Annotated in this window: 25 protein-coding genes; 6 read left to right on the top strand and 19 right to left on the bottom strand. The window is 72.2% G+C overall.

Features of this window, described 5'->3' with window-relative positions; genetic code table 11:
* Nucleotides 1–2: 2 nt before the first annotated feature.
* Both OG974_RS22970 and OG974_RS22965 read right to left on the bottom strand, forming a co-directional pair.
* On the bottom strand, nt 3–1,586 hold the full coding sequence (locus OG974_RS22970) for an ABC transporter permease (protein ID WP_371644287.1): 1,584 nt from the start codon (nt 1,584–1,586) through the stop codon (nt 3–5).
* Nucleotides 1,583–2,545: an ABC transporter ATP-binding protein gene (locus OG974_RS22965; protein ID WP_328763287.1), complete on the bottom strand. Its 963-nt coding sequence runs from the start codon at nt 2,543–2,545 to the stop codon at nt 1,583–1,585. The genes OG974_RS22970 and OG974_RS22965 overlap by 4 nt, the downstream gene beginning before the upstream one ends.
* 75 nt (nt 2,546–2,620) lie before the next feature.
* On the opposite strand from OG974_RS22965, the gene OG974_RS22960 reads away from it, so the two are divergent.
* Nucleotides 2,621–3,121, top strand: a complete 501-nt coding sequence (locus OG974_RS22960; protein WP_327284551.1) for a MarR family transcriptional regulator — start codon at nt 2,621–2,623, stop codon at nt 3,119–3,121.
* 95 nt (nt 3,122–3,216) lie between these two features.
* On the opposite strand, the gene OG974_RS22955 is transcribed toward OG974_RS22960, so the two are convergent.
* The gene (locus tag OG974_RS22955; protein WP_371646894.1) at nt 3,217–4,143 is read right to left on the bottom strand and encodes a diacylglycerol kinase; all 927 of its coding nucleotides are present in this window, start codon (nt 4,141–4,143) and stop codon (nt 3,217–3,219) included.
* 184 nt (nt 4,144–4,327) lie between these two features.
* Here OG974_RS22955 and OG974_RS22950 point away from each other — a divergent pair, with 184 nt between their 5' ends.
* The gene (locus OG974_RS22950; RefSeq protein WP_030152855.1) at nt 4,328–5,611 is read left to right on the top strand and encodes an adenylosuccinate synthase; all 1,284 of its coding nucleotides are present in this window, start codon (nt 4,328–4,330) and stop codon (nt 5,609–5,611) included.
* A 127-nt stretch (nt 5,612–5,738) separates the two neighbouring features.
* Here the strand turns inward: OG974_RS22950 and OG974_RS22945 are convergent, their stop codons facing one another.
* The 5 genes from OG974_RS22945 to OG974_RS22925 all read right to left on the bottom strand — a co-directional run bounded on the left by OG974_RS22945 (nt 5,739) and on the right by OG974_RS22925 (nt 10,065).
* Nucleotides 5,739–6,026 (bottom strand): hypothetical protein, encoded by a 288-nt coding sequence (locus tag OG974_RS22945; RefSeq protein WP_327284549.1) that lies wholly within the window; start codon nt 6,024–6,026, stop codon nt 5,739–5,741.
* 213 nt (nt 6,027–6,239) lie between these two features.
* Nucleotides 6,240–7,124, bottom strand: a complete 885-nt coding sequence (locus OG974_RS22940) for an alpha/beta hydrolase (protein ID WP_328763284.1) — start codon at nt 7,122–7,124, stop codon at nt 6,240–6,242.
* A 166-nt stretch (nt 7,125–7,290) separates the two neighbouring features.
* Complete coding sequence (kynU, locus tag OG974_RS22935) at nt 7,291–8,604, bottom strand: kynureninase (protein WP_328763283.1); 1,314 nt, start codon at nt 8,602–8,604, stop codon at nt 7,291–7,293.
* Complete coding sequence (locus OG974_RS22930) at nt 8,597–9,442, bottom strand: tryptophan 2,3-dioxygenase family protein (RefSeq protein WP_327284546.1); 846 nt, start codon at nt 9,440–9,442, stop codon at nt 8,597–8,599. The genes kynU and OG974_RS22930 overlap by 8 nt, the downstream gene beginning before the upstream one ends.
* A 209-nt stretch (nt 9,443–9,651) precedes the next feature.
* The gene (locus OG974_RS22925; RefSeq protein WP_327284545.1) at nt 9,652–10,065 is read right to left on the bottom strand and encodes a DUF3151 domain-containing protein; all 414 of its coding nucleotides are present in this window, start codon (nt 10,063–10,065) and stop codon (nt 9,652–9,654) included.
* A 201-nt stretch (nt 10,066–10,266) separates the two neighbouring features.
* Here OG974_RS22925 and OG974_RS22920 point away from each other — a divergent pair, with 201 nt between their 5' ends.
* Complete coding sequence (locus OG974_RS22920) at nt 10,267–11,523, top strand: transposase (protein ID WP_327284544.1); 1,257 nt, start codon at nt 10,267–10,269, stop codon at nt 11,521–11,523.
* A gap of 78 nt (nt 11,524–11,601) precedes the next feature.
* Here OG974_RS22920 and OG974_RS22915 read toward each other — a convergent pair whose 3' ends face one another.
* The 8 genes from OG974_RS22915 to OG974_RS22880 all read right to left on the bottom strand — a co-directional run bounded on the left by OG974_RS22915 (nt 11,602) and on the right by OG974_RS22880 (nt 18,714).
* Nucleotides 11,602–12,000, bottom strand: a complete 399-nt coding sequence (locus OG974_RS22915) for a hypothetical protein (RefSeq protein ID WP_327284543.1) — start codon at nt 11,998–12,000, stop codon at nt 11,602–11,604.
* Between the two features lie 221 nt (nt 12,001–12,221).
* On the bottom strand, nt 12,222–13,244 hold the full coding sequence (gene fbaA, locus OG974_RS22910) for a class II fructose-bisphosphate aldolase (protein ID WP_327284542.1): 1,023 nt from the start codon (nt 13,242–13,244) through the stop codon (nt 12,222–12,224).
* A 225-nt stretch (nt 13,245–13,469) separates the two neighbouring features.
* Complete coding sequence (gene pyrE, locus OG974_RS22905; RefSeq protein WP_327284541.1) at nt 13,470–14,009, bottom strand: orotate phosphoribosyltransferase; 540 nt, start codon at nt 14,007–14,009, stop codon at nt 13,470–13,472.
* A 31-nt stretch (nt 14,010–14,040) separates the two neighbouring features.
* Complete coding sequence (locus OG974_RS22900) at nt 14,041–14,829, bottom strand: aldose 1-epimerase (RefSeq protein ID WP_327284540.1); 789 nt, start codon at nt 14,827–14,829, stop codon at nt 14,041–14,043.
* Between the two features lie 21 nt (nt 14,830–14,850).
* Nucleotides 14,851–15,732, bottom strand: coding sequence for an SRPBCC family protein (locus tag OG974_RS22895; RefSeq protein WP_328763281.1), 882 nt, complete (start codon nt 15,730–15,732; stop codon nt 14,851–14,853).
* 47 nt (nt 15,733–15,779) lie between these two features.
* The gene (locus OG974_RS22890; protein WP_327284538.1) at nt 15,780–17,420 is read right to left on the bottom strand and encodes a polyamine aminopropyltransferase; all 1,641 of its coding nucleotides are present in this window, start codon (nt 17,418–17,420) and stop codon (nt 15,780–15,782) included.
* 141 nt (nt 17,421–17,561) lie between these two features.
* The gene (locus OG974_RS22885; RefSeq protein WP_327284537.1) at nt 17,562–18,104 is read right to left on the bottom strand and encodes a DUF2617 family protein; all 543 of its coding nucleotides are present in this window, start codon (nt 18,102–18,104) and stop codon (nt 17,562–17,564) included.
* Between the two features lie 355 nt (nt 18,105–18,459).
* Nucleotides 18,460–18,714: a hypothetical protein gene (locus tag OG974_RS22880; protein WP_327284536.1), complete on the bottom strand. Its 255-nt coding sequence runs from the start codon at nt 18,712–18,714 to the stop codon at nt 18,460–18,462.
* 148 nt (nt 18,715–18,862) lie between these two features.
* Between OG974_RS22880 and OG974_RS22875 the strand changes: the two genes are divergently transcribed.
* Nucleotides 18,863–20,044 (top strand): pyridoxal phosphate-dependent aminotransferase, encoded by a 1,182-nt coding sequence (locus OG974_RS22875; RefSeq protein WP_328763280.1) that lies wholly within the window; start codon nt 18,863–18,865, stop codon nt 20,042–20,044.
* A gap of 146 nt (nt 20,045–20,190) precedes the next feature.
* The gene (locus OG974_RS22870) at nt 20,191–21,339 is read left to right on the top strand and encodes a hypothetical protein (protein ID WP_327284534.1); all 1,149 of its coding nucleotides are present in this window, start codon (nt 20,191–20,193) and stop codon (nt 21,337–21,339) included.
* A 13-nt stretch (nt 21,340–21,352) separates the two neighbouring features.
* Here the strand turns inward: OG974_RS22870 and OG974_RS22865 are convergent, their stop codons facing one another.
* Nucleotides 21,353–21,895, bottom strand: a complete 543-nt coding sequence (locus tag OG974_RS22865; protein ID WP_327284533.1) for a YbjN domain-containing protein — start codon at nt 21,893–21,895, stop codon at nt 21,353–21,355.
* A 147-nt stretch (nt 21,896–22,042) separates the two neighbouring features.
* Nucleotides 22,043–24,643 carry an ATP-dependent chaperone ClpB gene (clpB, locus tag OG974_RS22860; RefSeq protein ID WP_327284532.1) on the bottom strand — a complete coding sequence of 867 codons (2,601 nt, stop codon included), beginning with the start codon at nt 24,641–24,643 and terminating at the stop codon, nt 22,043–22,045.
* A 93-nt stretch (nt 24,644–24,736) separates the two neighbouring features.
* Between clpB and OG974_RS22855 the strand changes: the two genes are divergently transcribed.
* Nucleotides 24,737–25,150, top strand: a complete 414-nt coding sequence (locus OG974_RS22855) for a pyridoxamine 5'-phosphate oxidase family protein (protein WP_327284531.1) — start codon at nt 24,737–24,739, stop codon at nt 25,148–25,150.
* A gap of 187 nt (nt 25,151–25,337) precedes the next feature.
* On the opposite strand, the gene OG974_RS22850 is transcribed toward OG974_RS22855, so the two are convergent.
* Nucleotides 25,338–25,652 (bottom strand): hypothetical protein, encoded by a 315-nt coding sequence (locus OG974_RS22850; protein ID WP_030299141.1) that lies wholly within the window; start codon nt 25,650–25,652, stop codon nt 25,338–25,340.
* Between the last annotated feature and the right edge of the window lie 116 nt (nt 25,653–25,768).

Here is a 25,768-nt window from a genome sequence, read left to right as displayed (position 1 = left end):
GGCTAGGCCGCCAGGTCCCGGCGGCGCAGTGCGGTCAGGCCGGCCGCCAGCAGGGCCGCCGCCAGCGCGGTCAGCACCAGCACCGGCGCCCAGGCCATGGCTTGCGCGCCCGGCAGTTTGGGCAGGTGAGCGAAGGGCGAGAGGTTCAGGGCGGCCTGCGGGAGGTTGAGCGCCGGGCCGATCCAGCCCAGCGTCAGCGCGGTCCCGGCCACCGCCCAGGCGGCCACCGCGTACTTCGGGGCGGCGCCGTGCAGCAGGGCTGCGAGGGCGCCGATCACCCACACCGCCGGGAGCTGGGCCAGGCAGGCGCCGACGGTCGCGGCGGTGTCCTGCAAGCCGCGGCCGTGCCCGACGCCCAGGCCGAGCCCGGCCAGCAGAAGGATCAGGGCCGAGCCGCCGAACGCCACGGCCAGGTGGCCGCCGGCCCAGCGCAGCCGGCCGACCGCGTTCGCGAGCAGCGGTTCGGCGCGCTGCCCGGATTCCTCGGCGCTCAGCCGCAGCACCGCCGAGACGATGTACAGGGCGGCGACCATGCCGAGCATCCCGGCCATCGTCGCGAGGAAGGCATCGGCGATGCCGCTCTGTCCGCCCATCCGCTCGATGATCTCGCGGGTCCGTTCGTTGTCGCCGACCAGTTGCGCGGCCCCGTCCGTCATCCCGCCGAAGACCACCCCGGCCGCCAGGAACCCGAGGCTCCATCCGATCAGGCTGCCCCGCTGGAGCCGCCAGGCCAGTGCCCCCGCGCTGCCGAGCCGACCCTCCGCCGGGCCCGGCCGGGCCGGCAGGAAGCTCATGCCGAGGTCGCGGCGGCCGGCCAGTGCGTACGCCGCCCCCACCTGCACCGCCAAGGCCGCCGCGAACAGGCCGAGCACCCACCAGCGTTCGTCCGCGAAGGCCCGTACGTTCTCCAGCCAGCCCAGCGGCGACACCCAGGTCAGCGCGCTCGCACCCGCGGCGCTCCCGGCGTCGCCGGCGGCGCGCAGCACGAAGGCCGCGCCGATCAATGCGCCCGTGAGCCCCTTCGCCAGCCGCGCGCTCTCGGTGAGCTGAGCCGCGATGGCGGCCAGGGCGGCGAACAACATCCCGGTGGCGCCGATGCCCAGACCGAGGGCGAGCGCACCGCCCGCTCCGCGCGCCGCGAGTCCGCCCGTCACGAGCAGGGCGACCAACGCGTTGGCGGTCAGGGCCGCCAGCAGCGCGGCCGTCAGCGGCGCCCGGCGTCCCACCATCGCCGCGCAGAGCAGCTCCTGACGGCCCGTCTCCTCTTCCTCGCGGGTGTGCCGGACCACGATGACCAGGCTCATGATCGCGGCGAGCACCCCGGCGAAGACCCCGCCGCGCCATGCGGTCAGGGCGCCGATCGAGTCGCCGAAGGCCGGCCCGTACAGGGCGCGCAGCGAGCCGTTGGTGTTCATCGTGGCGAGCAGCCGGGCCCGTTCGGCGGCCGTCCCGTACACCGATTCCAGCGAGGCGGGCAGGCTGAGCACCATCATCGCCACGAGCACGATCCAGACCGGCATCATCACGCGGTCGCGGCGGATCGCGAGGCGCAGCAGCGTTCCGGTGCCGGCGAGTTGGTTCTTCATCGCGCCACGCCCGCCTTCACGGTCCCGTCCGCCGCGCCCGCCTCGCCCGCAGCGCCCGCCTCGGCCGGGTCGTCCGAGTCGCCCGAGTAGTGCCGCAGGAAGAGCTCCTCCAGCGTGGGCGGGGTCGAGGTCAGCGACCGGACACCGGACTCCGCGAGCGCGCGCAGTACGGCGTCCAGCTTGTCCGTGTCGACCTGGAGGCGGACCTTCAGCCCCTGGACCTCCACGTCGTACACGCCCGGCAGGTACGCGATGCCGTTCGGCGGCGCGGCGAGCTCGGCTCTGATCGACGTACGTGTCAGGTGCCGCAGATCGGCCAGCGTGCCCGTCTCCACCGTGCGGCCCTTGCGGATGATGCTGACCCGGTCGCAGAGGGTCTCGACCTCGCTGAGGATGTGCGAGCTGAGCAGGATGGTCCGCCCGGCGGCGCGCGCCTCGGCGACGCAGCGCTGGAAGACCTCCTCCATCAGCGGGTCCAGCCCGGAGGTGGGCTCGTCGAGGATGAGCAGTTCGGCCTCGGAGGAGAAGGCGGCGACGAGTGCGACCTTCTGCCGGTTGCCCTTGGAGTACGTGCGCCCCTTCTTGGTGGGGTCCAGCTCGAACCGCTCGATCAGCTCGGTGCGCAGGGCCCGATCCAGGCCTCCGCGCAGCCGCCCGTAGAGGTCGATGACCTCGCCGCCGGAGAGGTTGCGCCACAGGGTGACGTCGCCGGGTACGTAGGCGACGCGGCGGTGCAGCTCCACGGCGTCGGCCCAGGGGTCGCCGCCGAGCAGCCGGGCGGTTCCGGAGTCGGCGCGCAGCAGGCCCAGCAGGACCCGGATGGTGGTGGACTTGCCGGCGCCGTTGGGGCCGAGGAACCCGTGGACCTCGCCCGTGGCGACCGAGAGGTCGAGGCCGTCCAGTGCGTGGGTGCGGCCGAACGCCTTGTGGAGGCCGGCGACGCTGATTGCCTTCGTCATGTTTCTGAACGTACGCTACTTTCACAAACTTGTGAAGCTCGGAAACCGCGTAAAGTTGGGCAGGTGGCGGACGACATGAATGCACGGGACGTGGACGTAGAGGCGCGGAGCGAGGAGGCGGTCTCCCGCTTCGTGGAGCGGTTCGCCGCGCAGCTGACCGAGGCGGGCATGCAGCGCATGGCCTCGCGGGTCTTCGCGCAGCTCCTCGCGAGCGACAACGGCGCGATGACCTCGGCGGAGCTCAGCGAGGCGCTCCAGATCAGCCCGGCGGCGGTGTCGGGGGCCGTGGCGTACCTGACGCAGGTGACGATGGTCAGCCGGGAGCGGGAGCCGGGCTCCCGGCGGGACCGGTACGTACTGCACAACGAGCTCTGGTACGAGACGTTCACCCGGCGGGACCAGGTGCTGAGCCTGTTCGAGAAGACCCTGCGCGACGGCGTGGCCGGGCTCGGCAAGGACACCCCGGCGGGCGCGCGGATGGCGGAGACGGCGGAGTTCTTCGAGTTTCTGCAGATCGAAATGCACGGAATGATGGACCGCTGGCGAGCCCACCGCGCGACCCTGGACTTCTCCTAGCCGCGGGCCCCCGGGGCGACGGCGACGGAAGTGGCACCGGGGCGACGACGGAAGTGGCACCGGGGGCGTCGGCGACGCCCCCGGAGCCAACGCCGTCAGCGCGGGACGGTCAGGGACCAGGCCGCCGGGCGGAGGGTCCAGGTGCGACGGCGGACCGGGCCCGTCACCACCGCATCGGCGCGGTAGCGGAAGTCCGATCCCGACACCGTCACCGAGTGGGCCCTGACCCGGACGGCCGATCCGCCGGTCAGCCGGACCGTGAGCTCCGCCAGGCCGGCCGAAGCCGCCGAGCCCGAGCCCCGCGGGCCGACCGGGTCTTCCGGCGCATCCGGGCCCGCCGAGCCGGAAGACCCCGCGGAAGACCACGCCGAAGCCCGCCCGGCCGCCCCCGGCACCGCCGGAACCGGAACCGGAACCACCCTCAGGTCCTGCACCGGCCGGTCCACGTCCACCAGGAGCTGCCCGTCCGCCTCCACCCGCAGCCGGTGCCCCAGCGGAGCCCCGGTCGGGACCAGTGTCCGGACCAGCGAGCGGTACGCGCTCCACACCGACGGCGTCAGCGACCTCGGTGCCGCCCGGACGGGTGGAATCCGCAGGTCCCCGAGCACCACCCCGTCGCTGTCGTCCACCAGCAGGTCGCGCGTCCGGACGGTGCCGTCCAGCACCGACCGCGCCGCCGCCACCGCCGAGAGCGGAACGCCGAGCGACCGCGCCAGCCCCAAAGACCCCACCTGCCCCACCGGAATCAGCGAAACCGGGCCCTCCGCCAGCCCCCGCTCCCGGTACAGCAGCCCCACGGCCCGGACCAGCGCCCGGTCGTCACCCACGATCACCGGCTGCCGATGACCGCGGCGGGCAAGGGCCCGCGCAAACTCCTCCTGCGAGTCCGGGAGGCAGATTTTCGCTGCCGCGCCCGCTGACAGAACATCCTTCGCGATCCGCACGGACTCGCCGTCAAGACGGCGGGCGACCGGGTCGACGAGCACGAGCAGGCCGCCTACCGGCGCGCCCGCATGGCTCATGGTGGGCTCTGGAGCCGACACCTCGGTCCTTCCTCGGGTAGCATCTTTGTGCAAGAGGCCCTTGCGCTATTGCGCCAGGGCCTTCGTCTATTCCGGGGTACCGGTCCGACGGCTCAGCCTGCGGTGTACATCGTCGTACGCCCCCTGACCTTGGACATGCCCCATCCGGAAGAGGTGTACGCCTGTGCCCGCTCTTGTGCTGCTCGGAGCTCAGTGGGGTGACGAGGGCAAGGGAAAGGCCACCGACCTGCTCGGTGGTTCCGTTGACTATGTGGTGCGCTACCAGGGCGGCAACAACGCCGGCCACACGGTCGTCGTAGGCGACCAGAAGTACGCACTGCACCTTCTCCCTTCCGGCATCCTCTCCCCCGGATGCACCCCGGTGATCGGCAACGGCGTCGTCGTCGACCCGGCCGTCCTGCTCTCCGAGCTGCGCGGCCTGAACGAGCGCGGCATCGACACCTCCAAGCTGCTCATCAGCGGCAACGCGCACCTGATCACGCCGTACAACGTCACCCTCGACAAGGTGGGCGAGCGCTTCCTCGGCAAGCGCAAGATCGGTACGACCGGCCGCGGCATCGGACCGACCTACGCGGACAAGATCAACCGCATCGGCATCCGCGTCCAGGACCTCTACGACGAGTCGATCCTCACCCAGAAGGTCGAAGCGGCGCTGGAGGGCAAGAACCAGCTGCTCGCGAAGCTCTACAACCGCCGCGCCATCGAGGCCGCCGCGATCGTGGAGGAGATGCTCCAGTACGCGGAGCAGATCAAGCCGTACGTCGCGGACACCACCCTCATCCTCAACAACGCGCTCGACGAGGACAAGGTCGTGCTGTTCGAGGGCGGCCAGGGCACCCTGCTCGACGTCGACCACGGCACGTACCCCTTCGTCACCTCCTCGAACCCGACCGCCGGCGGCGCCTGCACCGGCACCGGCGTGGGCCCGACGAAGATCAGCCGCGTCATCGGCATCCTGAAGGCCTACACGACCCGCGTCGGCGCCGGCCCGTTCCCGACCGAGCTGTTCGACCAGGACGGCGAGGACCTGCGCCGCATCGGCGGCGAGCGCGGCGTGACCACCGGCCGCGACCGCCGCTGCGGCTGGTTCGACGCCCCGATCGCGCGCTACGCCACCCGCGTGAACGGCCTGACGGACTTCTTCCTCACCAAGCTGGACGTGCTGACCGGCTGGGAGCAGATCCCGGTGTGCGTCGCGTACGAGATCGACGGCAAGCGCGTCGAGGAGCTCCCGTACTCGCAGACCGACTTCCACCACGCGAAGCCGATCTACGAAAACCTCCCCGGCTGGTCCGAGGACATCACCAAGGCCAAGACCTTCTCGGACCTCCCGAAGAACGCCCAGGCGTACGTGAAGGCCCTTGAGGAGATGTCGGGCGCCCCGATCTCCGCGATCGGCGTCGGCCCCGGCCGCACCGAGACGATCGAGATCAACTCGTTCCTGTAGTCGGCGACGCGAAGGGGCGGGGCGCCGTACGGCGCCCCGCCCCTTCGGCGTATCCGCCGGTGGATCAGATCGCCCAAGGGGCGGCCGGAGCCCGTTCCTGCGGCTCGTGGCGGGGCTCGGGCGGCGGTTACGGAGGGGGCGCGCTGTCCGAGAGCTGCTCGGCCAGCGAGAACCGGCAGTGGAAGTCCTGCCAGGACCCCTCCAGCACCACCAGGAACCCGTCCCCGGTCCGGTAGACCACCCTGCGGCGCACCTGGCGCGGATGCATCGGCTCGAACGTCTCCGCCTGGCGGCGCAGTTCCTCCAAGGCCTCCTCACGGGTGCCCTCGACGTGCCCCAACACGCCCGCCGTCCACACCCGGTGCGTGCTGCCCGACCCCAGGTTTTGCTCGACGAGCAATCCCCATCTGGTCATCCGTCCCCCTCCCCTTCCATCGCGGCCCCGGCGTCCACACGCCTCAGCCGGTCCTCGATCCGCTCCCGGAGCCGGCCCGCGCGCGTCCTCGAAACCCTCCAGCAGCCGACCGCCTCGCTCCAGTATCGGTGCGCCTGCGCGGGATCGGGCCGGGAACCGGTGCAGCGCCTCCTGTGCGCCGACCGGCGCCCGTCGGCGCCCGGCCGCCGGCCCCTACCAGGCCAGTTGCGAGATCTCCTCGGCGACCACGGCGCAGGCGTCGGCGGCCGGGTCGATCAGCGGGAAGTGACCGACGCCGTCCAGCAGCGTCAGCCCGACGGTCTCCCCGGCCTTGGCCGCCGCGGCCACGTACGACTCGGCCACCCAAGCCGGGACCACGATGTCCTCGCGGCCGTGGACGACGGCCGTCGCGATCCCGGTCGGCAGCAGGGCCGCCGGGTCCGCGAACGGCAGCCGCTCGGCCCACTGGTCGGCGCCGCCCAGCAGTTGCCCGGACGCGCCGCCACACACGCCCAACTCCTCCGCGGCCACGAAGTCCGCGATGGGGGCCAGTGCCACCACGCCGCGCAGCAGCGGTGGGGAGGGCAGCCTCCAGGCGGCCGGGGATGCGGCGGGCAGGACGTGCCGGGCCGCTGCCCACAGGGCGAGGTGGCCGCCCGCGGAGTGGCCGGTGATGACCGTACGGCGGGGATCGGCCTGCGGGAGGTGGGCGGCGGCCAGGTACGGGAGGGCGTCCATCGCGGCGGCGACGTCATCGAAGGTTTCCGGCCAGCGGCCGGCGATGTGGCCTTCGGCGTTCTGGCGCGGCAGGGAACTGCCCCGCCGGTACTCGACGTTGGCGACGGCGAAACCCCGGCGGGCCAGGAAGTCCGCGAGCGGGGTGATGTGGTGCCGGTCGTACGGGGCCCGCCAGGCGCCGCCGTGCAGGACCACGACCAGCGGAGCCGCACCCGCGGCAGCGGCCGTGCGCGGTACGTAGAAGTCGACCACCTGGTCGGGGTGGTCCCCGTACGCTCCGGTCGCGTCCGGGGCTACCGGCGCGTGGGCGAAGGCCGAGGCCGCCTCGGCGGCGTCCCGTTCGACTGCGGGGTCCGTCATCGGCTCAACCTCTCGGTAACGCGTGGGACTGGTGTTCCGGCAGAGCGGGACCGTATCAGTCCGGAACAGAACCGTTCGTGGCGGGCGGCGGCCGGAGCCGGAATGGACCGGGGCGGACGGAGCCGTAGCCCCGCCCGCCCCGCTGCCGTGACGTTTCGCCCCTACATCACCCGAAAATGTGACCCAGTGTCCGGGCGGCCCGCTCCGCGTCGGCGAAACCGACGTAGAGCGGGGTGAAACCGAAGCGCAGGACGTCCGGAGCGCGGAAGTCCCCGATCACGCCACGGGAGATCAGGTCGTCCATGGCCGCGCGGGCGTTCTCGGTGCGCAGCGAGACCTGGCTGCCGCGCCGGTCGTGCTCGATCGGGGTGACCGACTCGACCTTGCCGGCCGGGACGTACGCCGCGACGCATTCCAGGAAGAAGTCGGTCAGGGCGAGGGACTTGGCCCGCACCGCTTCCACCGAGACCCCGTCCCAGGCGTCGAGCGCCGCTTCCAGGGCCAGCATGGACAGGATGTCCGGAGTGCCCACCCGGCCGCGCACCGCTCCGTCCGCCGGGGCGTAGTCCGGGGTCATCGCGAACGGGTCCGCGTGGCCGTTCCAGCCGGGGAGCGGGGAGTCGAAGGCTCCCTGGTGGCGTGCGGCGATGTAAAGGTACGCCGGGGAACCGGGGCCTCCGTTCAGGTACTTGTACGTGCAGCCGACCGCGAGGTCGACGGCGTGCTCGTCGAGGTTGACGGGGAGGGCACCGGCCGAATGACAGAGGTCCCAGACGGTGACGGCCCCGGCGGCGCGGGCCGCCGCGGTGAGGGCCGGGAGGTCGTGGAGGCGGCCGGTGCGGTAGTCGACGTGGTTGAGGAGGACGACGGCGGTGTCCTCCCCCATCGACTCGGCCGCACGGGACGGGTCGACCGGGACGACGGTGAGGCCGGTCATCCGGGCGGCCGACGCGGCTATGTAGCCGTCGGTGGGGAAGGTGGACGCGTCGACCAGCAGCTGTGTGCGGCCGGGGCGGGCCAGCCGGGCGGCGCCGACCAGGGCCTTGAACAGGTTGACGCTGGTGGAGTCGCCGACGACCGTCTGGCCGGGGGCCGCGCCGATGAGCGGGGACAGCTTGTCGCCGATCCGCTCGGGGGCGGTCCACCAGGTGCCGGTGCTCCAGGACTGGATGAGCTCGGTGCCCCACTCGTGGGTGATGACCTGGGCCAGTCGGGCCGCGACGCCGGTGGTCAGCGCTCCGAGGGAGTTGCCGTCGAGGTAGACGACGCCGTCGGGGAGGGTGAAGCGGTCGCGGAGCTTGCCGAGCTCGTCGGCGGTGTCCAGTTCCGCGGCGCGGGCGGCCAGGTCCCGTGCGGCGCCGTTGCCGGGGGCGCCTGCGGTACGGGTACGGGGGGCTCCGCCGGGGCGGGCCCCGGCGCCGGGGACTCCGGTGCCGGGGGCCCCGCTGCCGGGGACTTCGTTCGTCGTCGACTCATACATGGCTGCGCGCCGTCCAGAGTTCGGGGAACACGTTCTTCGTGGCGCGCTTTTCGAGCCAGGTCACGCCGGCGGAGCCGCCCGTGCCGGTCTTGGCGCCCATCGCGCGGCGGGTGGCGACCAGGTGGTCGTTGCGCCAGCGCCAGACGAGCTCGGCGACGTCCGTCAGGACCTCGCCGAGGCGGTGCAGGTCGAGCTGGGCTTCGGGGTCCTCGTACAGGGAGGTCCAGACGGCCTCGACCTCGGGGGAGGGCTCGTACCGCTGGGAGAGGTCGCGGTCCAGGACCGCCTGCGGCACCGGCAGGCCGCGGCGGGCCAGCAGGCGCAGGACCTCGTCGTACAGGCTGGGCTCTTGGAGGGCCTTCTCCAGCTCCGCGTGGACGCGCGGGGCGCCGCGGTGCGGGACGAGCATGGAGGCCGACTTCTCGCCGAGCAGGAACTCCATCCGGCGGTACATCGCCGACTGGAAGCCGGAGCCCTCACCGAGGGCGGATCGGTAGGCGTTGAACTGGCCCGGGGTGAGCTGGGCGAGCGGGCGCCAGGAGGCGTTGAGGGCCTCCAGTTCGCGGAGGGATCGTTTCAGCGCATCCATCGCGACGGGGATGCGGTCCTCGCGGAGGGCCTTCGCGGCCGTCTCCCATTCGTGGACGATGACCGTGAACCACAGCTCCATGACCTGGGTCGTCACCAGGAAGACCATCTCGCCCGGGTCGTCCGAGCGCAGGTGCTGGAGGTGGGTGAGGACGTCCGCCTGGACGTAGTCCTCGTACGGGGTCGTGCCGTCGAAGTCGAGGTTCGGGGTGTCCGAACCGGCTCCGGAGGCATCAAGGGTGTTCGACATCGCTGTCTCCTCGACACGTGCTTCCGGGTAGCGGTCCGCTCCTTCCGATGGGTGAGTGGAGCCCCGGTCCCCTGTCCGCATCATAGGACCGGTAGCCGGGCCCCATCCAACAGGGTGTGACCGGGGTCACAGTCACTTTTCGGACACTACGGCATGCCGGGGCCCCGCGCGCGAGGTCCCGGCCGCGTGCATGTGCGCGTCCGTACGGCTCAGGCGCCGAGGACGTCCGCCGCCGTCTCGGACGAATCGCGCAGGAAGGTCGAGCAGCGCTCGTACTCCTCCTTCTCGCCGATCGCCTCGGCCGCCCGGGACAGGGCGTACAGGGCGCGCAGGAAGCCGCGGTTCGGCTCGTGCTCCCACGGCACCGGGCCGTGGCCCTTCCAGCCCGCGCGGCGCAGCGCGTCCAGGCCGCGGTGGTAGCCCGTACGGGCGTACGCGTACGACTCGACGGTGCGGCCGGCGGCGAACGCATCGTCGGCGAGGGTCGCCCAGGCGAGGGAGGAGGTCGGGTGCGCGGCGGCCACCTCGACCGCCGGGGTGCCGGCGGCGAGGGCCTCGCGGCCCGGCTCGTCGGGGAGGTGGGTGGGGGCGGGGCCCCCGAGCAGGTTCTGGTGAATGGACATGCACCAAGTCTGGGGTATCGGGCCCCTCCCGCGGAGCGGCGGTACCGCGTACGGGCGGTGGTCCCAACCACCCCTGGGGCTCCCCCGGGTGACCTGTGGTGGGCGCCCCACCACAGGTCGGCCCAGCCGTGTGCCCGGCACACCTCCCCGGGGAGGGGGGCCCGGACGGACGGTAGGGGGGCCATCGACGAAGGGGGAGTCGTGAACACCAGCATCAGCAGCACGAACAGCGGCACGTACCGGGGCGTCCGGGCGGCGGCGGGGCGGCGGGAGCCCGTCGGCGAGGCGGTCGAGGAGCTGTGCGCGGCGGTGTTCACCTCCCTGCGGCGCAGGGACCAGCGGGAGCGGGGCCGCCAGTACGTGCGCGGACTGCTGGCGGCGCAGGGCCGCAAGTCGATCCGGAACATCGCGCAGCAGCTCACCGCCGGCGCCGGTGCGGGGGGCGCGGCGGCCGCGGAGCAGAGCCTGCACCACTTCATCGCGGCGTCCACCTGGGACTGGCAGCCGATCCGCGCGGCGCTGTCGCAGTACCTGGGAGGGACGGCTCCGCTCAACGCGTGGGTGGCGCAGCCCATGGCGATCCCGAAGGGCGGCGAGCACTCGGTGGGGGCGGGCCACCGTTTCGACCCGCACCGCGGGCAGATGTTCCGTGGTCAGCAGGCGTTCGGGACGTGGTTCACGTCGGCGGGGGTCGTCACGCCGGTGGGTTGGCGGCTCCACCTTCGAGAGGAGCAGGAGGCCGCCGACGAGTCGTACGAGGAGTGCGCGGTGACGGCGGTGCTGGACACCCTGCGGGAGGCCCGCGAGTCGGGGGCGGCCACGCGCCCGGTGGTGCTGGACGTCCGGGACATCGCGACGCGGGCCGCGCTGAACCGCTTCGCGGAAGCACGGGTGCCCGTGGTGGGGCGGATCAGCCCCGAGGCGCGGCTGCTGGTGACCGACCCGCGGCTTCCGGGCTTCGGCGCGGGCACGCTGGCCGCGCGGGACGTCCTGCAGAACGTCAGGGGGCTGCGGATGCCGGTGGAGTGGCCCGACCCGGAACTGCCGGGGGCGCGGCGGACCTCGCTGGTGGCGGCCGTCCGGGTGATGGTGCCGGATCCGGCACCCGGGCGCCGGCGCGAGGTCCTGCTGTTCGGCGAGTGGGAGGCGGCCCGGCGGCTGCCGACGCAGCTGTGGGTGACGGACATGGTGCGGACGGAACCCGGGGCGCTGGTGCGGATGACGAAGACGGCGCACCGGGTGTCGGCGGCGGCCGGGGCCAGCGTGCAGGACGTCGGCCTGCGGGACTTCTCCGGACGCTCCCTGCCGGGCTGGCACCGGCACGTCACGCTCGCTTCGGTGGCTCACGCGGCGCGCTGCCTGGCCCCGGCGGCGGCTCCGGTTGCGGCTTCGGTTCCCGTGCGGCACAGCCCGCTGCACCGCCCCCGCGCGCACGCGGCGGTCCTGGCCGGCCGCTGAGCGTCCGCCGGAGCCGGAGCCGGGGCTCAGCGGCCCCGGGCCCGGCTCAGGCTTCGGTCGTGCCGGCCCCGCCCGGCATCACCTGCGGTGGGGCCGGTGGCTGGGAGTGGACGTGGGTGTCTGGGGTTTCGGCGTCTGGGACGTCGGCGCCTTGACGACCGTGCAGTTCTTGAAGGGGTAGTCCTGGTTCTCGTTGACGGCGAGAACGGTGTAGTCGACGTTCTTCTGGAAGCGCTTCAGCAGGAAGTGTCCGGTGGCGTCGACGTTCAGGGGCACGGTGGTCTCGCCGTCATTGAGGTTACGAGGCGCCGAGAAGCCCTCGCCGGAGATGGTGACGTACGTCCCGTTCGCGGCGGGTGTGACCGTGCAGCTCGCAGCAGGTGCCGCACCGGCGGTCGGCGCGAGGGCGATCGCGCCGGACAGGGCGAGCGGAAACGCGGACAGCGCAACCGCTGCGCGTCGGATGTGCAGATGCATGAGGGTGCTCCCATCAGGGAGAAGCCAGGAGTTGCGGCTGCAGAGCTGTCGGCGCCCACCGCGACGGCGGTGTCTGGAAGGCCGAAGGCAACCGCCCATCCATCCTCACCCACCCACCCGCAAGTGTCGACCGGAGGCCCGACCGCGGCCCTGACCACGCCGAAGGGCCCGGTCCACCGTCACGAGACGGTGGACCGGGCCCTTCGGTCGTACAGGCGTTACTACTTCAGCTTCGTGCCCGTGGAGCGCAGGTTCGCACACGCCTCGGTGACGCGCTTGGCCATGCCCGCCTCGGCGAGCTTGCCCCAGGTGCGCGGGTCGTAGGTGGACTTCTTGCCGACCTCGCCGTCGACCTTCAGGACACCGTCGTAGTTGCGGAACATGTGGTCCGCGACCGGGCGGGTGAAGGCGTACTGGGTGTCGGTGTCGAGGTTCATCTTCACGACGCCGTTCTCCAGCGCGATGGCGATCTCCTGCTCGGAGGAGCCGGAGCCGCCGTGGAAGACGAAGTCGAACGGGCTGTTCTTGCCGTACTTCTCGCCGACGCCCTGCTGGAGGTCCTTCAGCAGCTCGGGACGCAGGACGACGTTGCCCGGCTTGTAGACGCCGTGCACGTTGCCGAAGGAGGCGGCCAGCAGGTAGCGGCCCTTCTCACCCAGGCCCAGGGCCTCGGCGGTGCGGATCGCGTCGTCGACGGTGGTGTACAGCTCGTCGTTGATCTCGTGGGTGACGCCGTCTTCCTCGCCACCGGTCGGGGTGATCTCGACCTCAAGGATGATCTTCGCGGCGGCGGCCTTGGCGAGCAGCTCCTGGCCGATGGCCAGGTTGTCGGCCAGGGTCTCGGCGGAGCCGTCCCACATGTGCGACTGGAAGAGCGGGTTCAGACCACGGGCCACGCGCTCGGCGGAGACCTCCAGGAGCGGGCGGACGTATCCGTCCAGCTTGTCCTTGGGGCAGTGGTCCGTGTGCAGCGCGACGGTGACGTCGTACTTCGCGGCGACGATGTGCGCGAACTCGGCCAGGGCGACCGCGCCGGTCACCATGTCCTTCTTGTACTGACCACCCAGGAACTCCGCACCACCGGTGGAGATCTGGATGATGCCGTCGCTCTCGGCCTCCGCGAAGCCGCGCAGTGCAGCGTGCAGGGTCTGGGTCGAGGTCACGTTGATCGCCGGGTAGGCAAACTTGCCTGCCTTCGCCCGGTCGAGCATCTCGTTGTAGACCTCGGGGGTTGCGATGGGCATCTGTCCGCTCCTTGGATGTGCGGGGAGTGTGCGATTGCTGGCCCTGACCTGGGGGCGACGTAACCGTCGGGCTCATCTTTCCAGACTCCGCGCGGCACTCCACCCGTGCCGGGTGGACCGTTTCACGTGAAACACTCCGCACCGAGGGGAAAGGGCAGGTCAGGACCTGTGCCCGGAGAGCCGGGGACCTCAGTCACCAGTTCTCCGGGGGGCCAGCATGCGAGATCAGGCGAGGTCGAGGTCGGCGAGCCGGTACCCGGTGAGGTAAGGGAGGCCCGCCGCGGCGATCGCGTCCGCGGCACCGCGGTCCACGATCGTGGCTACGGCGACGACCTCGCCGCCGGCCTCGCGGACCGCCTCGACCGCGGTCAGCGGGGACCCGCCAGTGGTCGAGGTGTCCTCGACGACCAGGCAACGCTTGCCCTGCACGTCGGTGCCCTCGATACGACGCTGCATGCCGTGGGCCTTCTGCGCCTTGCGGACGACGAAGGCGTCGAGGCGTGCGCCGCGCGCGGCGGACGCGTGGAGCATCGAGGTCGCGACCGGGTCGGCGCCGAGGGTCAGACCGCCGACGCAGTCGAACTCCAGGTCGGCGGTGAGGTCGAGCATGACCTGGCCGACCATCGGGGCCGCCTCGCCGTCCAGGGTGATCCGGCGGAGGTCGATGTAGTAGTCGGCCTCCTTGCCGGAGGAGAGGGTCACCTTGCCGTGCACGACGGCCTTGTCCTTGATCTGCTGCAGAAGCGCATCCCGTACTTCACTCATGGGCCCGAGCTTAATTGCGCGCCGGCAGTGGCTAGGACAGCCGCCTCCAGGTCCAGGTCATGGAGACCTCCAGCGGGTCCACGGCGCTGACCAGGCGGGGCAGCGTGTTCAACCCGTTCGGCGGGCCGGACTGCGGCTCCACGCAGACCGCCTCGGGCTGCTCGTCGTAGACGACCAGCCATTCGGCCCGACTGGTGATCTTCAGTTCGATGGCCCCGGGCCAGGTGAGCGTCGCCTCGACACCGTCCGGCATGCCGAAGCAGTCGTCCCAGGGGCCGGGCAGCGGGTCGATGCGCTTGCCGGTGGGGAGGTGGTCGGCGCCGCGCTCCTCCTGCCAAGCGGGCGCGAAGTCGAGGCGCACGTCCTCCCCGCCGGTGCCGAGGTTGCGCCGGAACCAGGGGTGCCAGCCCGCCTGGGCCGGGAAGGAGTCGCCGTACGTCTCGACGCCCATGGCGACGGTCAGCGCATCGGGGCCGAGCTCTACGACCTGGGTGACCCGGCCCGGGTACGGCCACGGCTCGGCGAGGTCGTACGTGAAGGCCGCCTCGGTACCGGTGACACGGGCGGGGCGCCAGGGGGCGTCACGGCCGAAGCCGTGGATGGCGTGCGGCGGCTGGTTGATCGGCAGCTGGTGGACGGCGGCCCCGTCCCGGAACCGCCCGTGCGCGGTGCGCCCGCAGAACGGGACCATCGGGAAGCTGCCGTAAGGGGGACCTTGGCGCAGCAGCTCCGTGCCGTCGATGCGCAGACTGCTGATCCGGCAGCCGTCCTCCTGGTCGATGGTCACCTCGGCGCCGCCCGCGCTCAGTTGCGTACTCATGCGCCCGACTCTAACGAGGGGTCAACGGCGACGGCGCAGCGCTCGGCCGACGACGACCGCCGAGGCCAGGGCCAGGGCGGCGGCCGGTGCGAGCCAGCGCAGGTTCGCGCCGGCACCGGCGCTCGCGGGGGCCGGGACCGGGGCGTAGCGGCCGCGCGGGGGTGCGTGGTCCACTTCCTCGGCGCTGCGACCGATCATGGTGCGGCGGGCATGGGCGGCCTCGGCGGGCGGCTGAGCAGCCGCCCCGAGCTCGTCGATCTCCCCTAGGTCGCCGATCTGGCCGAAGTCGGGGAGTCCCTCGAAGTCTCCGTCCATGAAGGGCTCCAGGGACGGGGGTGGCACATCGGTGTCGAAGACGGACGCCGTGACCTCCGTGGTCCCGCCGTCCTCGCCGTCCTCGCCGTCCCCGGTGTCCTGTGCGCCGGCCTCCGCCTCCTCGGCCTCGGCGATCACGTCGGTCACCTGCTCCCCCGCCCCGGCTAGCGCCGCGAGCTGCTCGGCGGCCCGGTCCAGGAGCCGCTGGACGGCGGCCGCGGTGGCTTCCGGCGAGAAGCCGGCGGCCCGCCCGTCGGCGGCGCCCTCGGCGGTGAACTCCAGCCGGGTCCCGTCGTCCACCGGGGTCAGCAGCAGTGCGAGGGTCAGCTTGACGGTGCCGCTGCCGCGGATCTCCGTGCCCTCTCCGGCGACGGCGAAGCGGTCCGGGTCCCGTTCGGTGACGGTCAGGGCCCCGCGGTAGGTGATGGTGTTCCCGCCGACCCGCAGTTTGAGGCGGCCGGACACGGGCCCGGACGCCGCGTCGGCGTCCTGTTGGAGCCCGGGTACGCAGCGGGCCACCCGGGCGGGGTCGCGCAGCACGGCGCGGAGGTCGTCTGCCGGTACCGGAACGAACACCTGATGCTCCATGTGGTCGAGCCTACCGACGGGAGGCCCTCCCGCGCCCGGTCCGGCACTTACGAATACCGCGGGTGCGGGAGCGTCGACGGCGGCAGGCCCGCCACGCGGGTGCGCTCGGCGTCGCGCGCGGCGTCCCGCAGGGACTGCGTGGACAGCGAGCGCAGCCCCGGCGTGTCGGGGTCCACGCGCAGCTCGGGGACCCGTTCCCGGCCCGCCAGTACGAAGCCCCAGTCCTGCGGTGGCGTCTCGGCGGTGCCGGGGCTGCGGTCGGGACCGGCGGCGAAGCCGGAGAGCCGGCCGCCCGCGCTGTAGGGCGCGGTGTGCAGACCGGCCGCGCGCAGGGTGGCCTCGACCGTCCAGTACGTGCGCGGGCGCGTGGCCAGCGGTCCGGCGTGCACGGCGATCCGCCCGCCGGGGTGCAGGGCCCGCGCGGCGAGCCCGTAGAACTCCTGCGAGTACAGCTTCGTGCTGGGCGTGATGCCGGGGTCGGGGAGGTCGGAGACGATGACGTCGTAGCCGTCCCGGGCACCGGGTCCCCGCAGCCAGCGGAACGCGTCCTGCGTGACGACCCCGAGGCGCGGGTCCTCGTACACCCGGCCGTTGAGCGCGGAGAGCATCGGGTCGGTGCGGGCGAGCCGGACCACTCCGGGGTCGAGCTCGACGACGGTGACGGAGGTGACGTCGCGGTAGCGCAGCACCTCGCGCGCGGCGAGCCCGTCGCCGCCGCCGAGGACCAGGACCCGACTGTGCGGGCCGGTCATCGCGGGGTGCACGAGGGCCTCGTGGTAGCGGTACTCGTCGTAGCCGCTGACCCGCAGCCGGCCGTCGAGGAACAGGTCGAGGGAGCGGGGGGAGCCGGTTGCGGGGCCGGTCAGGACGAGCTCCTGGACGCCGGTCTGCTGCGCGACGCGGACCTCGCCGCCGTAGACGGCGCGCCGGGCGACCCGCTCGAAGTCGGGAGCGAAGACGGTCGCGCAGGCGAGGGCGGCCAGCACGGTGACGTTCGCGGCGATCAGCAGCCAGCGGGAGCGCCGGCTCAGGTCGCGGCGGAACAGCCACAGGACGAGGCCCGCACCGACGACCGCGTTGACGGTGCCGGTCAGCATGGCGCCGGTGAGCTGGCCGAGCACCGGCAGCAGCAGGAAGGGGAAGGCCAGCCCACCGACCAGGGCGCCCACGTAGTCGGCGGCGAACAGGTCGGCGACGGCTCCGCCCGCGTCCTGTCTGCGGATGCGCTGGATGAGGACCATCAGCAGCGGGATCTCTGCCCCGATGAGCACGCCGATCGCGAAGGAGAAGGCCACGAGCGCGGGCCGCGACTCGCCCAGCCAGGCGAAGCTCGCGTACAGCGCCATCGCCGACAGCCCGCCGAGCAGCGCGAGGCCCGCCTCGATGGCGGCGAAGCCGAAGGCGGGCCGTCTGCGGAGCCGTTTGGCCAGCAGGGATCCGACGCCCATCGCGAAGACCATGACGGACAGCACGACGGACGCCTGGGTGACGGAATCGCCGATGAGGTAGGAGCCGAGGGCGAGCAGCTCCAGCTCGTACACGAGCCCGCAGGCGGCGCAGACGAACACGGTGGCCAGCACGAGGAGTCGGCCGGTCCGGGGCCGTACGGGCAGGGCGGCCGTGAGGCTTGCCACGCCCTCCGGCTCCGGAGCCGGGAGCACCCGGCGCGGGACGGAACGGTCGATCATGAAGCGAACCGTACGTCACCACCCACTCACATCCCGTCACCCACATGGGTGCAAGTGATCTGCTGTTCCAGCCAGTTGGCGTAACGTCGCGGGGGCGCTCACGGCGTCCGCGCCCCCCGGACGGCCTGACCCGCTCGCGCACTACTGCGCGGCGGGTTCCAGGGCTTCGGCAGGTGCGCCCGTACGCGCTCCGACCCTCGTACGGGTGGCCACCAACTGGCCTTCCTGCGGGTACGCGTGCCAGGTCCGCCAGCGCACCTGCCCCTCGTGGCGCTGCGCGAGCATGGCGGTGAAGGCGTGCGGGCTACCGGGAAAGGTTCCGGCCAACCCGTTCGGGTGATCCGCGACCAGCGCGAGCAGCTCCTGCGCGCGCCCCGCGAAAGAGCCCTGCGACAGGGTCTCCACCCGGGCGGCGAACTCGTACTCCCAGTCGCCCATCCGCTTGGCCACGCCGAGCGGCAGCGGCGTCCTGCTGCCGGGCATGCAGGCGACCGTCTCCGAACAGAGCACCGCGCCCTCCTCCAGGAGCACCTGGTGCGAGGCCCCGAGCAGGCGCAACTCCAACTTCGCGCCCGCCAGGTCGAGGTTCAGCACGGCCAGGGCGGGCAGCCGGTCCCGACCCAGGGCCCAGGCGAGATCGGCGGCACGCGTGTCGGTGTAGGTGGTCTGGAGGGTCGTGAGCATGAGTCGGCTCCGCAAACGCGCGAGGGAGATGGGCCGGGGCCCGCCAGCGGTAGTCAACGGGTGGGGGGACACCGGCACGGGTCCGCAGGAAGTCCAGGGAGGTCCGAGGACTGGTCTACTCAACCGAGGGAATCATGAAAGGCACGGCACTCACAGCGTTTTTACCCAACTTGGTTGGGTTTACATCCCCCCGGGGGCTACTCAGTTCACGTGTTCAACCCCGTACGGCCCTCGCGTCACCCCGCGTCGGCTCCGCAAGCCGGAACGTGCGGATCCACCAGCCCGAACATAAGGGCGCCCGACGGCAGTTAGCACCGTCGGGCGCCCCGACGTGCGCGGCGCCAGCTGCCCCGTGTCAGCTGGAACCGCAGCCTCCACCGCCGCAGGAGGACGAGGAGCCCCCACAGGACGAGGAGGAACCGCAGGAGGAGGAGCCGCAGGAGGAGCCGCCCCCGCAAGAGGAACCGCCGCTGCCCCCCGCCCACCAGGACGAGCCGGATCCGGAGCCGGAGCCGGAATCGGCACCGGTCCAGGCACGGACCACCTTCGTCACCAGGAACACGAAGGCTGCGATGACCGCCACCACGAGCAGCAGGCCGATAAAAGACATGATCCTCAACCCCCCTCCAACGCCCCGGTCCCCCGAGAGCCGACTGTTCCTTCACGGGCCGGGGCCCGCATGAAGGGGGGATGCCCCCGGGCCACACGGGCCAAAGCACACTTGAGCAAGTCCAGAGGTTGCCCCCAGGATTGCGCCCATGAGCGCACCCGTGGGCGGCAGCCGCCCCCTCCTGAACCGCCGGCTCGCGTCCTTCGGCACGACGATCTTCGCGGAGATGTCGGCCCTGGCCGCCCGCACCGGGGCGATCAACCTCGGCCAGGGCTTCCCCGACACCGACGGACCCGCCGAGATCGCCGAGGCAGCCTCCCGCGCCGTGCTGTCGGGCCTGGGCAACCAGTACCCGCCGGGCCCCGGCGTCCCGGAGCTGCGCACCGCGATCGCCCAGCACCAGCAGCGGTTCTACGGCCTGCCCTACGAACCGGACACGGAGGTCCTGGTCACCGCGGGCGCCACGGAAGCCATCGCCGCCTCCCTCCTCGCCCTGCTCGAACCGGGCGACGAGGTCATCGCCCTGGAGCCCTACTACGACTCGTACGCGGCCTGCATCGCGATGGCCGGCGCCACCCGCGTCCCGGTCACCCTGCGCCCGCACGCCGGGGCCTTCACCCTCGACCTCGACGAACTGCGCGCCGCGGTCACACCGCGCACCCGCCTGATCCTGCTGAACACCCCGCACAACCCGACGGGCACGGTCCTGACCCCGGCCGAGCTCGCCGCGATCGCGGAGCTCGCACGGGAGCGCGACCTCCTGGTGGTCACCGACGAGGTCTACGAGCACCTGGTCTTCGAGGGCGCCCACGTCCCGCTGGCCTCGCTGCCCGGCATGCGCGAGCGCACCGTCACCATCGGCTCGGCGGGCAAGACGTTCTCGTTCACGGGCTGGAAGGTCGGCTGGATCACCGCCCCGCCGGAGCTCGTCTCCGCGGTCCGCTCCGCCAAGCAGTTCCTGACGTACGTCTCCTCGGGCCCCTTCCAGTACGCCATCGCGCAGGCCCTGCAGCTCCCCGACGACTACTTCGACGGCTTCCGCGCCGACCTGGCCGCCAAGCGCGACATCCTCGCCGACGGCCTCACGGCCGCCGGGTTCGAGGTCTTCCGCCCACAGGGCACGTACTTCATCACCACGGACATCACGCCCCTCGGTGAAAAGGACGGCCTCGCCTTCTGCCGCGCCCTCCCCGAGCGCTGCGGCGTCGTCGCCATCCCCAACCAGGTCTTCTACGACGACCGGGCCGCCGGCGCCACCCAGGTCCGCTGGGCGTTCTGCAAGAAGACGGAGGTGCTCGAAGAAGCCGCCGCGCGGCTGCGGCGGCTCTGAGCCGGGCACCCGCTGCGGGCGGCGCCCGATTTCACCGGAGGTTCCAGCGGCATTCACACCCGCCGGGCGCCCCTGAGCTTTAGGGTGCCCGAGGCTCTCCTCGCCGGGACGGGCCCACTTCACGCAGCGCGGGAAAGACGGGGTTCATGACGGCGACGGGCAGTCTGTCGGTTTCCGTACGTCCGCAGGAGCTCCGGACCGGCAGGGTGCCCGCGGCCCTCGTCGCCCTCGGGCTGTTCTCCGCCGTCCGCGCCGGCGGCGCGCTCGTGCTCGCCGTCGGGGCGTGGTGGGCCGGGCGCAGCCCCGTCCGCGTGCTCGGGCACTCCTGGGACTCCGCCTGGTACCTCGGCATCGCCGTGCACGGCTACGGCCGCACCCAGATGTCGGCCGCCTCCGGTCTCGTGCAGAGCGACTACGCGTTCTTCCCGCTCTACCCGCTGCTCGTGCGGCTGGCCGGCGCCACGCCCTGGGCCGGGCTGCTCGTGGCCTGGACCGCCGCCGCGGTCGCCGCCGTCGGCGTGTACCGCGTCGGGGAGCTCGTGCTCGCCCCGCGCGCCGGGGTACTGCTGGTGGGGCTGTGGGCGGCGACCCCGCACGCGGTGGTGCTGACCCTCGCCTACACCGAGCCGCTGCTCGCCGCGCTCGCCGCCTGGGCCCTGTACACCGTGCTGCGCCGGCGGTGGCTGTGGGCCGCGGGCCTCGCCGTGCTCGCCGGACTGACCCGCCCGACCGGGATCGCCGTCGGCGCCGCCGTGACCGCCGCGGCCCTGCACACCCTGCTCGTACGAAGATCCCGCGCGCCCGAGGTGTGGGCGGCCGCGCTACTGGCCCCGGCGGGCTGGGTCGCGTACGTCGTCGCCGTCGGGATACGCACCGGGAGTCCGGCCGGGTACTTCACCGTGCAGCAGCGCTGGGGTTCCCGCTTCGACTTCGGCTCGTACACCACCGCCACCGTCTGGCGGGTGCTGACCGGAGGGCACGTACCGCTCGCCACGGTCGTGACCGTGGCCGTCCTGGCCGCCGCCGGGCTCCTGGCGGTGCTCCTGCTGCTCGACCGGACGCCTATGGCGCTGCTCGCGTACACCGCCGTCCTGCTGCTGATCACCTACGGCGGGGCCGGCTACTTCGAATCGAAGCCGCGCTTCCTGCTCCCGGCGTTCCCCCTGCTCCTGCCGGTCGCCGCCGCAATGGCACGAGCCCGGCCGCGCTCCGCGGTCATGACGACCGCGGGGCTGGCCGGGCTCTCGTACGGCTACGGGCTGTACCTGCTGTTGATCGCCCGCGTGCCGCTGTGACGGTCAGCGACGACTAGGCGTCGTCGCCGCCGTCCTCGTCCTCACCGTCTGTGGAGTCGATCTCCTTCTCCAGGCCGAGCTGCTCCACGAGCCACTTGTCGAACTCGATGGAGGCCCGGACCCAGCTGACCGTGGAAGAAACGAAGTGCTCCAGGCTGACGCCGGTGCCGATCAGCATCTGCGCCTCGCCGATCAGGCGAACGGAGCCGTCGTCGTGCGTGTGGCTGTAGACCTTCGGCCACAGGGTGCGGCGGTTCCAATCGTCGATCGACTCAAGGAGCTGGGGCTTGTCTTCGATCGCGTGCGGACGGTCGTAGAAGGTCCGCACCGAGAAGACCTGCTGCTCGTCCTCGCCGCGGAACATGAAGTACGTCCGGAACTCCTCCCACGGCGCCGCGAGGTCACCCTCGTCGTCGACGACGTACTTGAGCTCCATCTGCTCCAGCAGCTGCTTGACCAGATCCTGGTCGGGGACGACGGGGCCCGCCGGTCCTGTGGCCTGCGGATCGGGCTGCTGCCCTCCGAAATTCGGAATCGAGGCCGGGTCGATGCTCACCGTGTTTTCCCTTCGTGCGGATGATGTCATCCTCCCCCATGGCTCCCACCCCCTGTCCACCCCCGCACGTACGATCCGCGCAGGGCGGACAGGAGTGAGCCGCCCGTAAGGCCGGCCGGGGCCCGGCCAGGGCCCGGCCGGGGCGCGTCAGAGCGCCTTGCCGACGATCAGGTCTTCGCCTGCCACGTCGACCCGGACCGTGTCCCCGTCGCGGACCTCGCCCGCCAGGATCTCCTTGGCCAGGCGGTCGCCGATCGCCGTCTGGATCAGGCGGCGCAGCGGGCGGGCCCCGTACGCCGGGTCGTTGCCCTTGTCCGCCAGCCAGGCCAGGGCCTCGGGCGTGACGTCCAGGGCCAGGCGGCGGTCGGCCAGGCGCTTGGCGAGGCTGCCGATCTGGAGCTCGGCGATGTGCGCCAGCTCTTCCTCGGTCAGTGCGGAGAAGACCACCAGGTCGTCGAGGCGGTTGAGGAACTCCGGCTTGAAGGAGGCCCGGACCACTTCCAGGACCCGCTCGCGCTTGTCCTGCGCCGAGGTCGCCGGGTCCATCAGGAACTGGCTGCCCAGGTTCGAGGTCAGGATCAGGATCGTGTTGCGGAAGTCCACGGTGCGGCCCTGGCCGTCCGTGAGGCGGCCGTCGTCCAGGACCTGGAGCAGGATGTCGAAGACCTCGGGGTGGGCCTTCTCGACCTCGTCCAGCAGCACCACGGAGTACGGGCGGCGGCGTACGGCCTCGGTCAGCTGGCCGCCCTCCTCGTAGCCGACGTAGCCGGGCGGGGCGCCGACGAGACGGGCCACGCTGTGCTTCTCGGAGTACTCCGACATGTCGATGCGGACCATGGCCCGCTCGTCGTCGAAGAGGAAGTCGGCGAGCGCCTTGGCCAGCTCCGTCTTGCCCACGCCCGTCGGGCCCAGGAACAGGAACGAGCCGGTCGGGCGGTCGGGGTCCGCGATCCCGGCCCGGGTGCGGCGCACCGCGTCCGAGACGGCCCGGACGGCCTCGCCCTGGCCGATCAGGCGGCGGCCCAGCTCGTCCTCCATGCGCAGCAGCTTCTGCGTCTCGCCCTCCAGCAGGCGGCCGGCCGGGATCCCCGTCCAAGCGCCCACCACGTCCGCGATGTCGTCGGGCCCCACCTCGTCCTTGACCATCGCGTCCTTGGAGTGGCCGGTCTTGGAGGCCTCTTCCTCCTCCTCCGTGGCTTCGGCCAGCTCGCGCTCCAGCGTCGGGATCTCCCCGTAGAGCAGCTTGGAGGCGGTGTCGAAGTCGCCGTCGCGCTGCGCCCGCTCGGCCTGCCCGCGCAGGTCGTCCAGGCGCTCCTTGAGCTCGCCGACGCGGTTGAGGGACTGCTTCTCCTTCTCCCAGCGGGCGGTCAGGCCCCGCAGGTCCTCCTCCCGGTCCGCGAGGTCCTTGCGGAGCTTGTCCAGGCGCTCGATCGAGGCCGGGTCGGACTCGTTCTTCAGCGCCAGCTCCTCCATCCGCAGGCGGTCGACCGAGCGCTGCAGCTCGTCGATCTCCAGCGGCGAGGAGTCGATCTCCATGCGCAGCCGGGACGCGGCCTCGTCGACCAGGTCGATGGCCTTGTCGGGGAGGAAGCGGGAGGTGATGTAGCGGTCGGACAGGGTCGCGGCGGCCACCAGCGCGCTGTCGTTGATGACGACCTTGTGGTGGGCCTCGTAGCGGCCCTTGAGGCCGCGCAGGATCGCGATCGTGTCCTCGACGGAGGGCTCGGCGACCAGCACCTGCTGGAAGCGGCGCTCCAGCGCCGGGTCCTTCTCGATCCGCTCGCGGTACTCGTCGAGCGTGGTCGCGCCGACCATCCGCAGCTCGCCGCGGGCCAGCATGGGCTTGAGCATGTTGCCCGCGTCCATGGCGGAATCCCCGCCGGCGCCCGCGCCGACGACGGTGTGCAGCTCGTCGATGAAGGTGATGATCTGGCCGTCGCTGGACTTGATCTCCGCGAGGACCGTCTTCAGCCGCTCCTCGAACTCGCCGCGGTACTTAGCACCGGCGACCATCGCGCCGAGGTCGAGCGAGACCAGCCGCTTGTTCTTCAGCGACTCGGGGACGTCGCCCTTGACGATGCGCTGCGCCAGGCCCTCGACGACGGCAGTCTTGCCGACGCCGGGTTCGCCGATGAGCACCGGGTTGTTCTTCGTACGGCGCGACAGGACCTGGACGACGCGCCGGATCTCCTGGTCGCGGCCGATGACGGGGTCGAGCTTGCCCTCACGGGCGGCTGCCGTGAAGTCGGTGCCGAACTTCTCCAGGGCCTTGTACTGACCCTCGGGGTCGGGGGTGGTCACCCGCCGTCCTCCTCGTGCGTTCTCGAAGGCGTCCAGCAGCTTCTTCGCCGTCGCGCCCTGGGCGGAAAGGACCTCACCAGCCGCGCCGCCCTTGGCGGCGATCGCGATGAGGAGGTGCTCGGTGGAGAGGTACTCGTCGCCGAGCTTGCCGGCCTGCTGGTCGGCCTCGGCGAGTACGGCGAGCAGGTCGCGGGTGGGCTGCGGGGGCGCGACCGTGGAGCCCGTGACGCTGGGCAGGGCGGCCAGCAGCCGCTCGGCGCCGCCCCGGACCGCCGCCTGGTCGGCTTCGGTGGCCGCGAGCAGGTCGATGATGTTCTCGTTGTCCTCGCCGGCGAGGAGGGCCAGCAGCAGGTGCGCCGGGGTCAGATCCGCGTGGCCGTCCTTCACGGCCCGGCTGGTGGCCGCGTTCAGGGCGTCCCGGCTCTTGTTGGTCAGCTCGGCATCCACGTGCGACTTCCCCTCTCAGGAGCGGCTGTGAGTATGTCAGCGTACGCAAAGTTGAGTCTATTCCACTCAAGGCCACAGTCGTACCCTCGGGCCATGGCTCATGACGTACTCAACCCGACGCCCGAGTACCTCGCCTTCTGGCGGGAGCGGCACGTCTGCACCCTGACCACCCCACGCCCCGACGGGACGCCGCACGTGGTGCCGGTGGGCGTCACGTACGACCCGGAGGCCGGTCTGGCCCGGGTGATCAGCAACAAGAACAGCAAGAAGATCCGCAACGTGCTGGCGGCGCAGGCGACGGAGCAGGGCCCGGCCAGGGTCGCGGTGTGCCAGATGCAGGGACGCCGCTGGGCGACCCTGGAGGGCAGCGCGGTGGTCCGCACGGACGAGGCCTCGGTCGCCGAGGCGGTGGCGCGCTACGCGGAGCGCTACGGGCGGACGCCGTCGCCCAATCCGGACCGGGTCGTCCTGGAGATCACCCTCGACCGAGCCATGGGACGCGCCTGAACCATCCGGCCCGAACCGGCACCGGTACCAGCACCAGCACCAGCACGCGGAAACAGTTCGGTTTTCACCTTGTCCGGTTCAAGCACTGGACGCGGACATCACAACGGCGCCATCGTGGTCAGGTCCACGATGGCGCCGTTGTGTGGGGGAAGCACCTGGAGCGATCTGCAACGACGGGGGAATCGCTTCAGGCACTGCGGGGGGTGGCGGTGGTGATATCGGGTTCGAAGAGCTGGTGGTCGCGCTGATCAAGGTTGACGAAGACCATTCCGTAGCGCACCTCGCAGCGGACGGGCTGCGGCGCGCCGCGGGGGCGGCGCAGGCATCGGTACGCCCGGACGTCTTCGTCCTCCTCGCGCGTGATGACGATGGGCTGTCCGAACAGGGTGACCATCAACGAGTCGCCAGGGTGGGGGATGGCCGTGGCAAGGTCGATGAACTGCCAGCCGGAGCGGTAGGCAGAGGCCATTTCGCGACGGAAACCGCGGTCGTCGGGGGTCATACCGCGGTCTCCGAGCCAACGGCGCCGGCTTCGGCGTCGACGGGGGCGGAGCGCCACCCGCTATCCATCGGTGCCGCGCGCCATCCGCTGTCCTCCAGCGGTGCCGCCTGGAGGTC

The organism is Streptomyces sp. NBC_00597 (assembly GCF_041431095.1).
GTDB lineage: Bacteria > Actinomycetota > Actinomycetes > Streptomycetales > Streptomycetaceae > Streptomyces.
This window is presented reverse-complemented; position numbering and strand designations above follow the sequence as displayed.

Excerpts from the sequence above, each read along its gene's own strand:
- pyrE (WP_327284541.1), bottom strand. The coding sequence starts at position 14,009 with ATGAGTGAAGTACGGGATGCGCTTCTGCAGCAGATCAAGGACAAGGCC.
- OG974_RS22880 (WP_327284536.1), bottom strand. The coding sequence starts at position 18,714 with ATGTCTTTTATCGGCCTGCTGCTCGTGGTGGCGGTCATCGCAGCCTTC.
- OG974_RS22940 (WP_328763284.1), bottom strand. The coding sequence starts at position 7,124 with ATGACGGACCCCGCAGTCGAACGGGACGCCGCCGAGGCGGCCTCGGCC.
- OG974_RS22895 (WP_328763281.1), bottom strand. The coding sequence starts at position 15,732 with ATGGAGCATCAGGTGTTCGTTCCGGTACCGGCAGACGACCTCCGCGCC.
- OG974_RS22945 (WP_327284549.1), bottom strand. The coding sequence starts at position 6,026 with ATGACCAGATGGGGATTGCTCGTCGAGCAAAACCTGGGGTCGGGCAGC.
- OG974_RS22885 (WP_327284537.1), bottom strand. The coding sequence starts at position 18,104 with ATGCTCACGACCCTCCAGACCACCTACACCGACACGCGTGCCGCCGAT.
- OG974_RS22875 (WP_328763280.1), top strand. The coding sequence starts at position 18,863 with ATGAGCGCACCCGTGGGCGGCAGCCGCCCCCTCCTGAACCGCCGGCTC.
- OG974_RS22890 (WP_327284538.1), bottom strand. The coding sequence starts at position 17,420 with ATGATCGACCGTTCCGTCCCGCGCCGGGTGCTCCCGGCTCCGGAGCCG.
- fbaA (WP_327284542.1), bottom strand. The coding sequence starts at position 13,244 with ATGCCCATCGCAACCCCCGAGGTCTACAACGAGATGCTCGACCGGGCG.
- OG974_RS22930 (WP_327284546.1), bottom strand. The coding sequence starts at position 9,442 with ATGTCGAACACCCTTGATGCCTCCGGAGCCGGTTCGGACACCCCGAAC.
- OG974_RS22970 (WP_371644287.1), bottom strand. The coding sequence starts at position 1,586 with ATGAAGAACCAACTCGCCGGCACCGGAACGCTGCTGCGCCTCGCGATC.
- OG974_RS22915 (WP_327284543.1), bottom strand. The coding sequence starts at position 12,000 with ATGCATCTGCACATCCGACGCGCAGCGGTTGCGCTGTCCGCGTTTCCG.
- OG974_RS22900 (WP_327284540.1), bottom strand. The coding sequence starts at position 14,829 with ATGAGTACGCAACTGAGCGCGGGCGGCGCCGAGGTGACCATCGACCAG.
- OG974_RS22960 (WP_327284551.1), top strand. The coding sequence starts at position 2,621 with ATGAATGCACGGGACGTGGACGTAGAGGCGCGGAGCGAGGAGGCGGTC.
- OG974_RS22850 (WP_030299141.1), bottom strand. The coding sequence starts at position 25,652 with ATGACCCCCGACGACCGCGGTTTCCGTCGCGAAATGGCCTCTGCCTAC.
- OG974_RS22955 (WP_371646894.1), bottom strand. The coding sequence starts at position 4,143 with ATGAGCCATGCGGGCGCGCCGGTAGGCGGCCTGCTCGTGCTCGTCGAC.
- kynU (WP_328763283.1), bottom strand. The coding sequence starts at position 8,604 with ATGTATGAGTCGACGACGAACGAAGTCCCCGGCAGCGGGGCCCCCGGC.
- OG974_RS22925 (WP_327284545.1), bottom strand. The coding sequence starts at position 10,065 with ATGTCCATTCACCAGAACCTGCTCGGGGGCCCCGCCCCCACCCACCTC.
- OG974_RS22855 (WP_327284531.1), top strand. The coding sequence starts at position 24,737 with ATGGCTCATGACGTACTCAACCCGACGCCCGAGTACCTCGCCTTCTGG.
- OG974_RS22870 (WP_327284534.1), top strand. The coding sequence starts at position 20,191 with ATGACGGCGACGGGCAGTCTGTCGGTTTCCGTACGTCCGCAGGAGCTC.
- OG974_RS22965 (WP_328763287.1), bottom strand. The coding sequence starts at position 2,545 with ATGACGAAGGCAATCAGCGTCGCCGGCCTCCACAAGGCGTTCGGCCGC.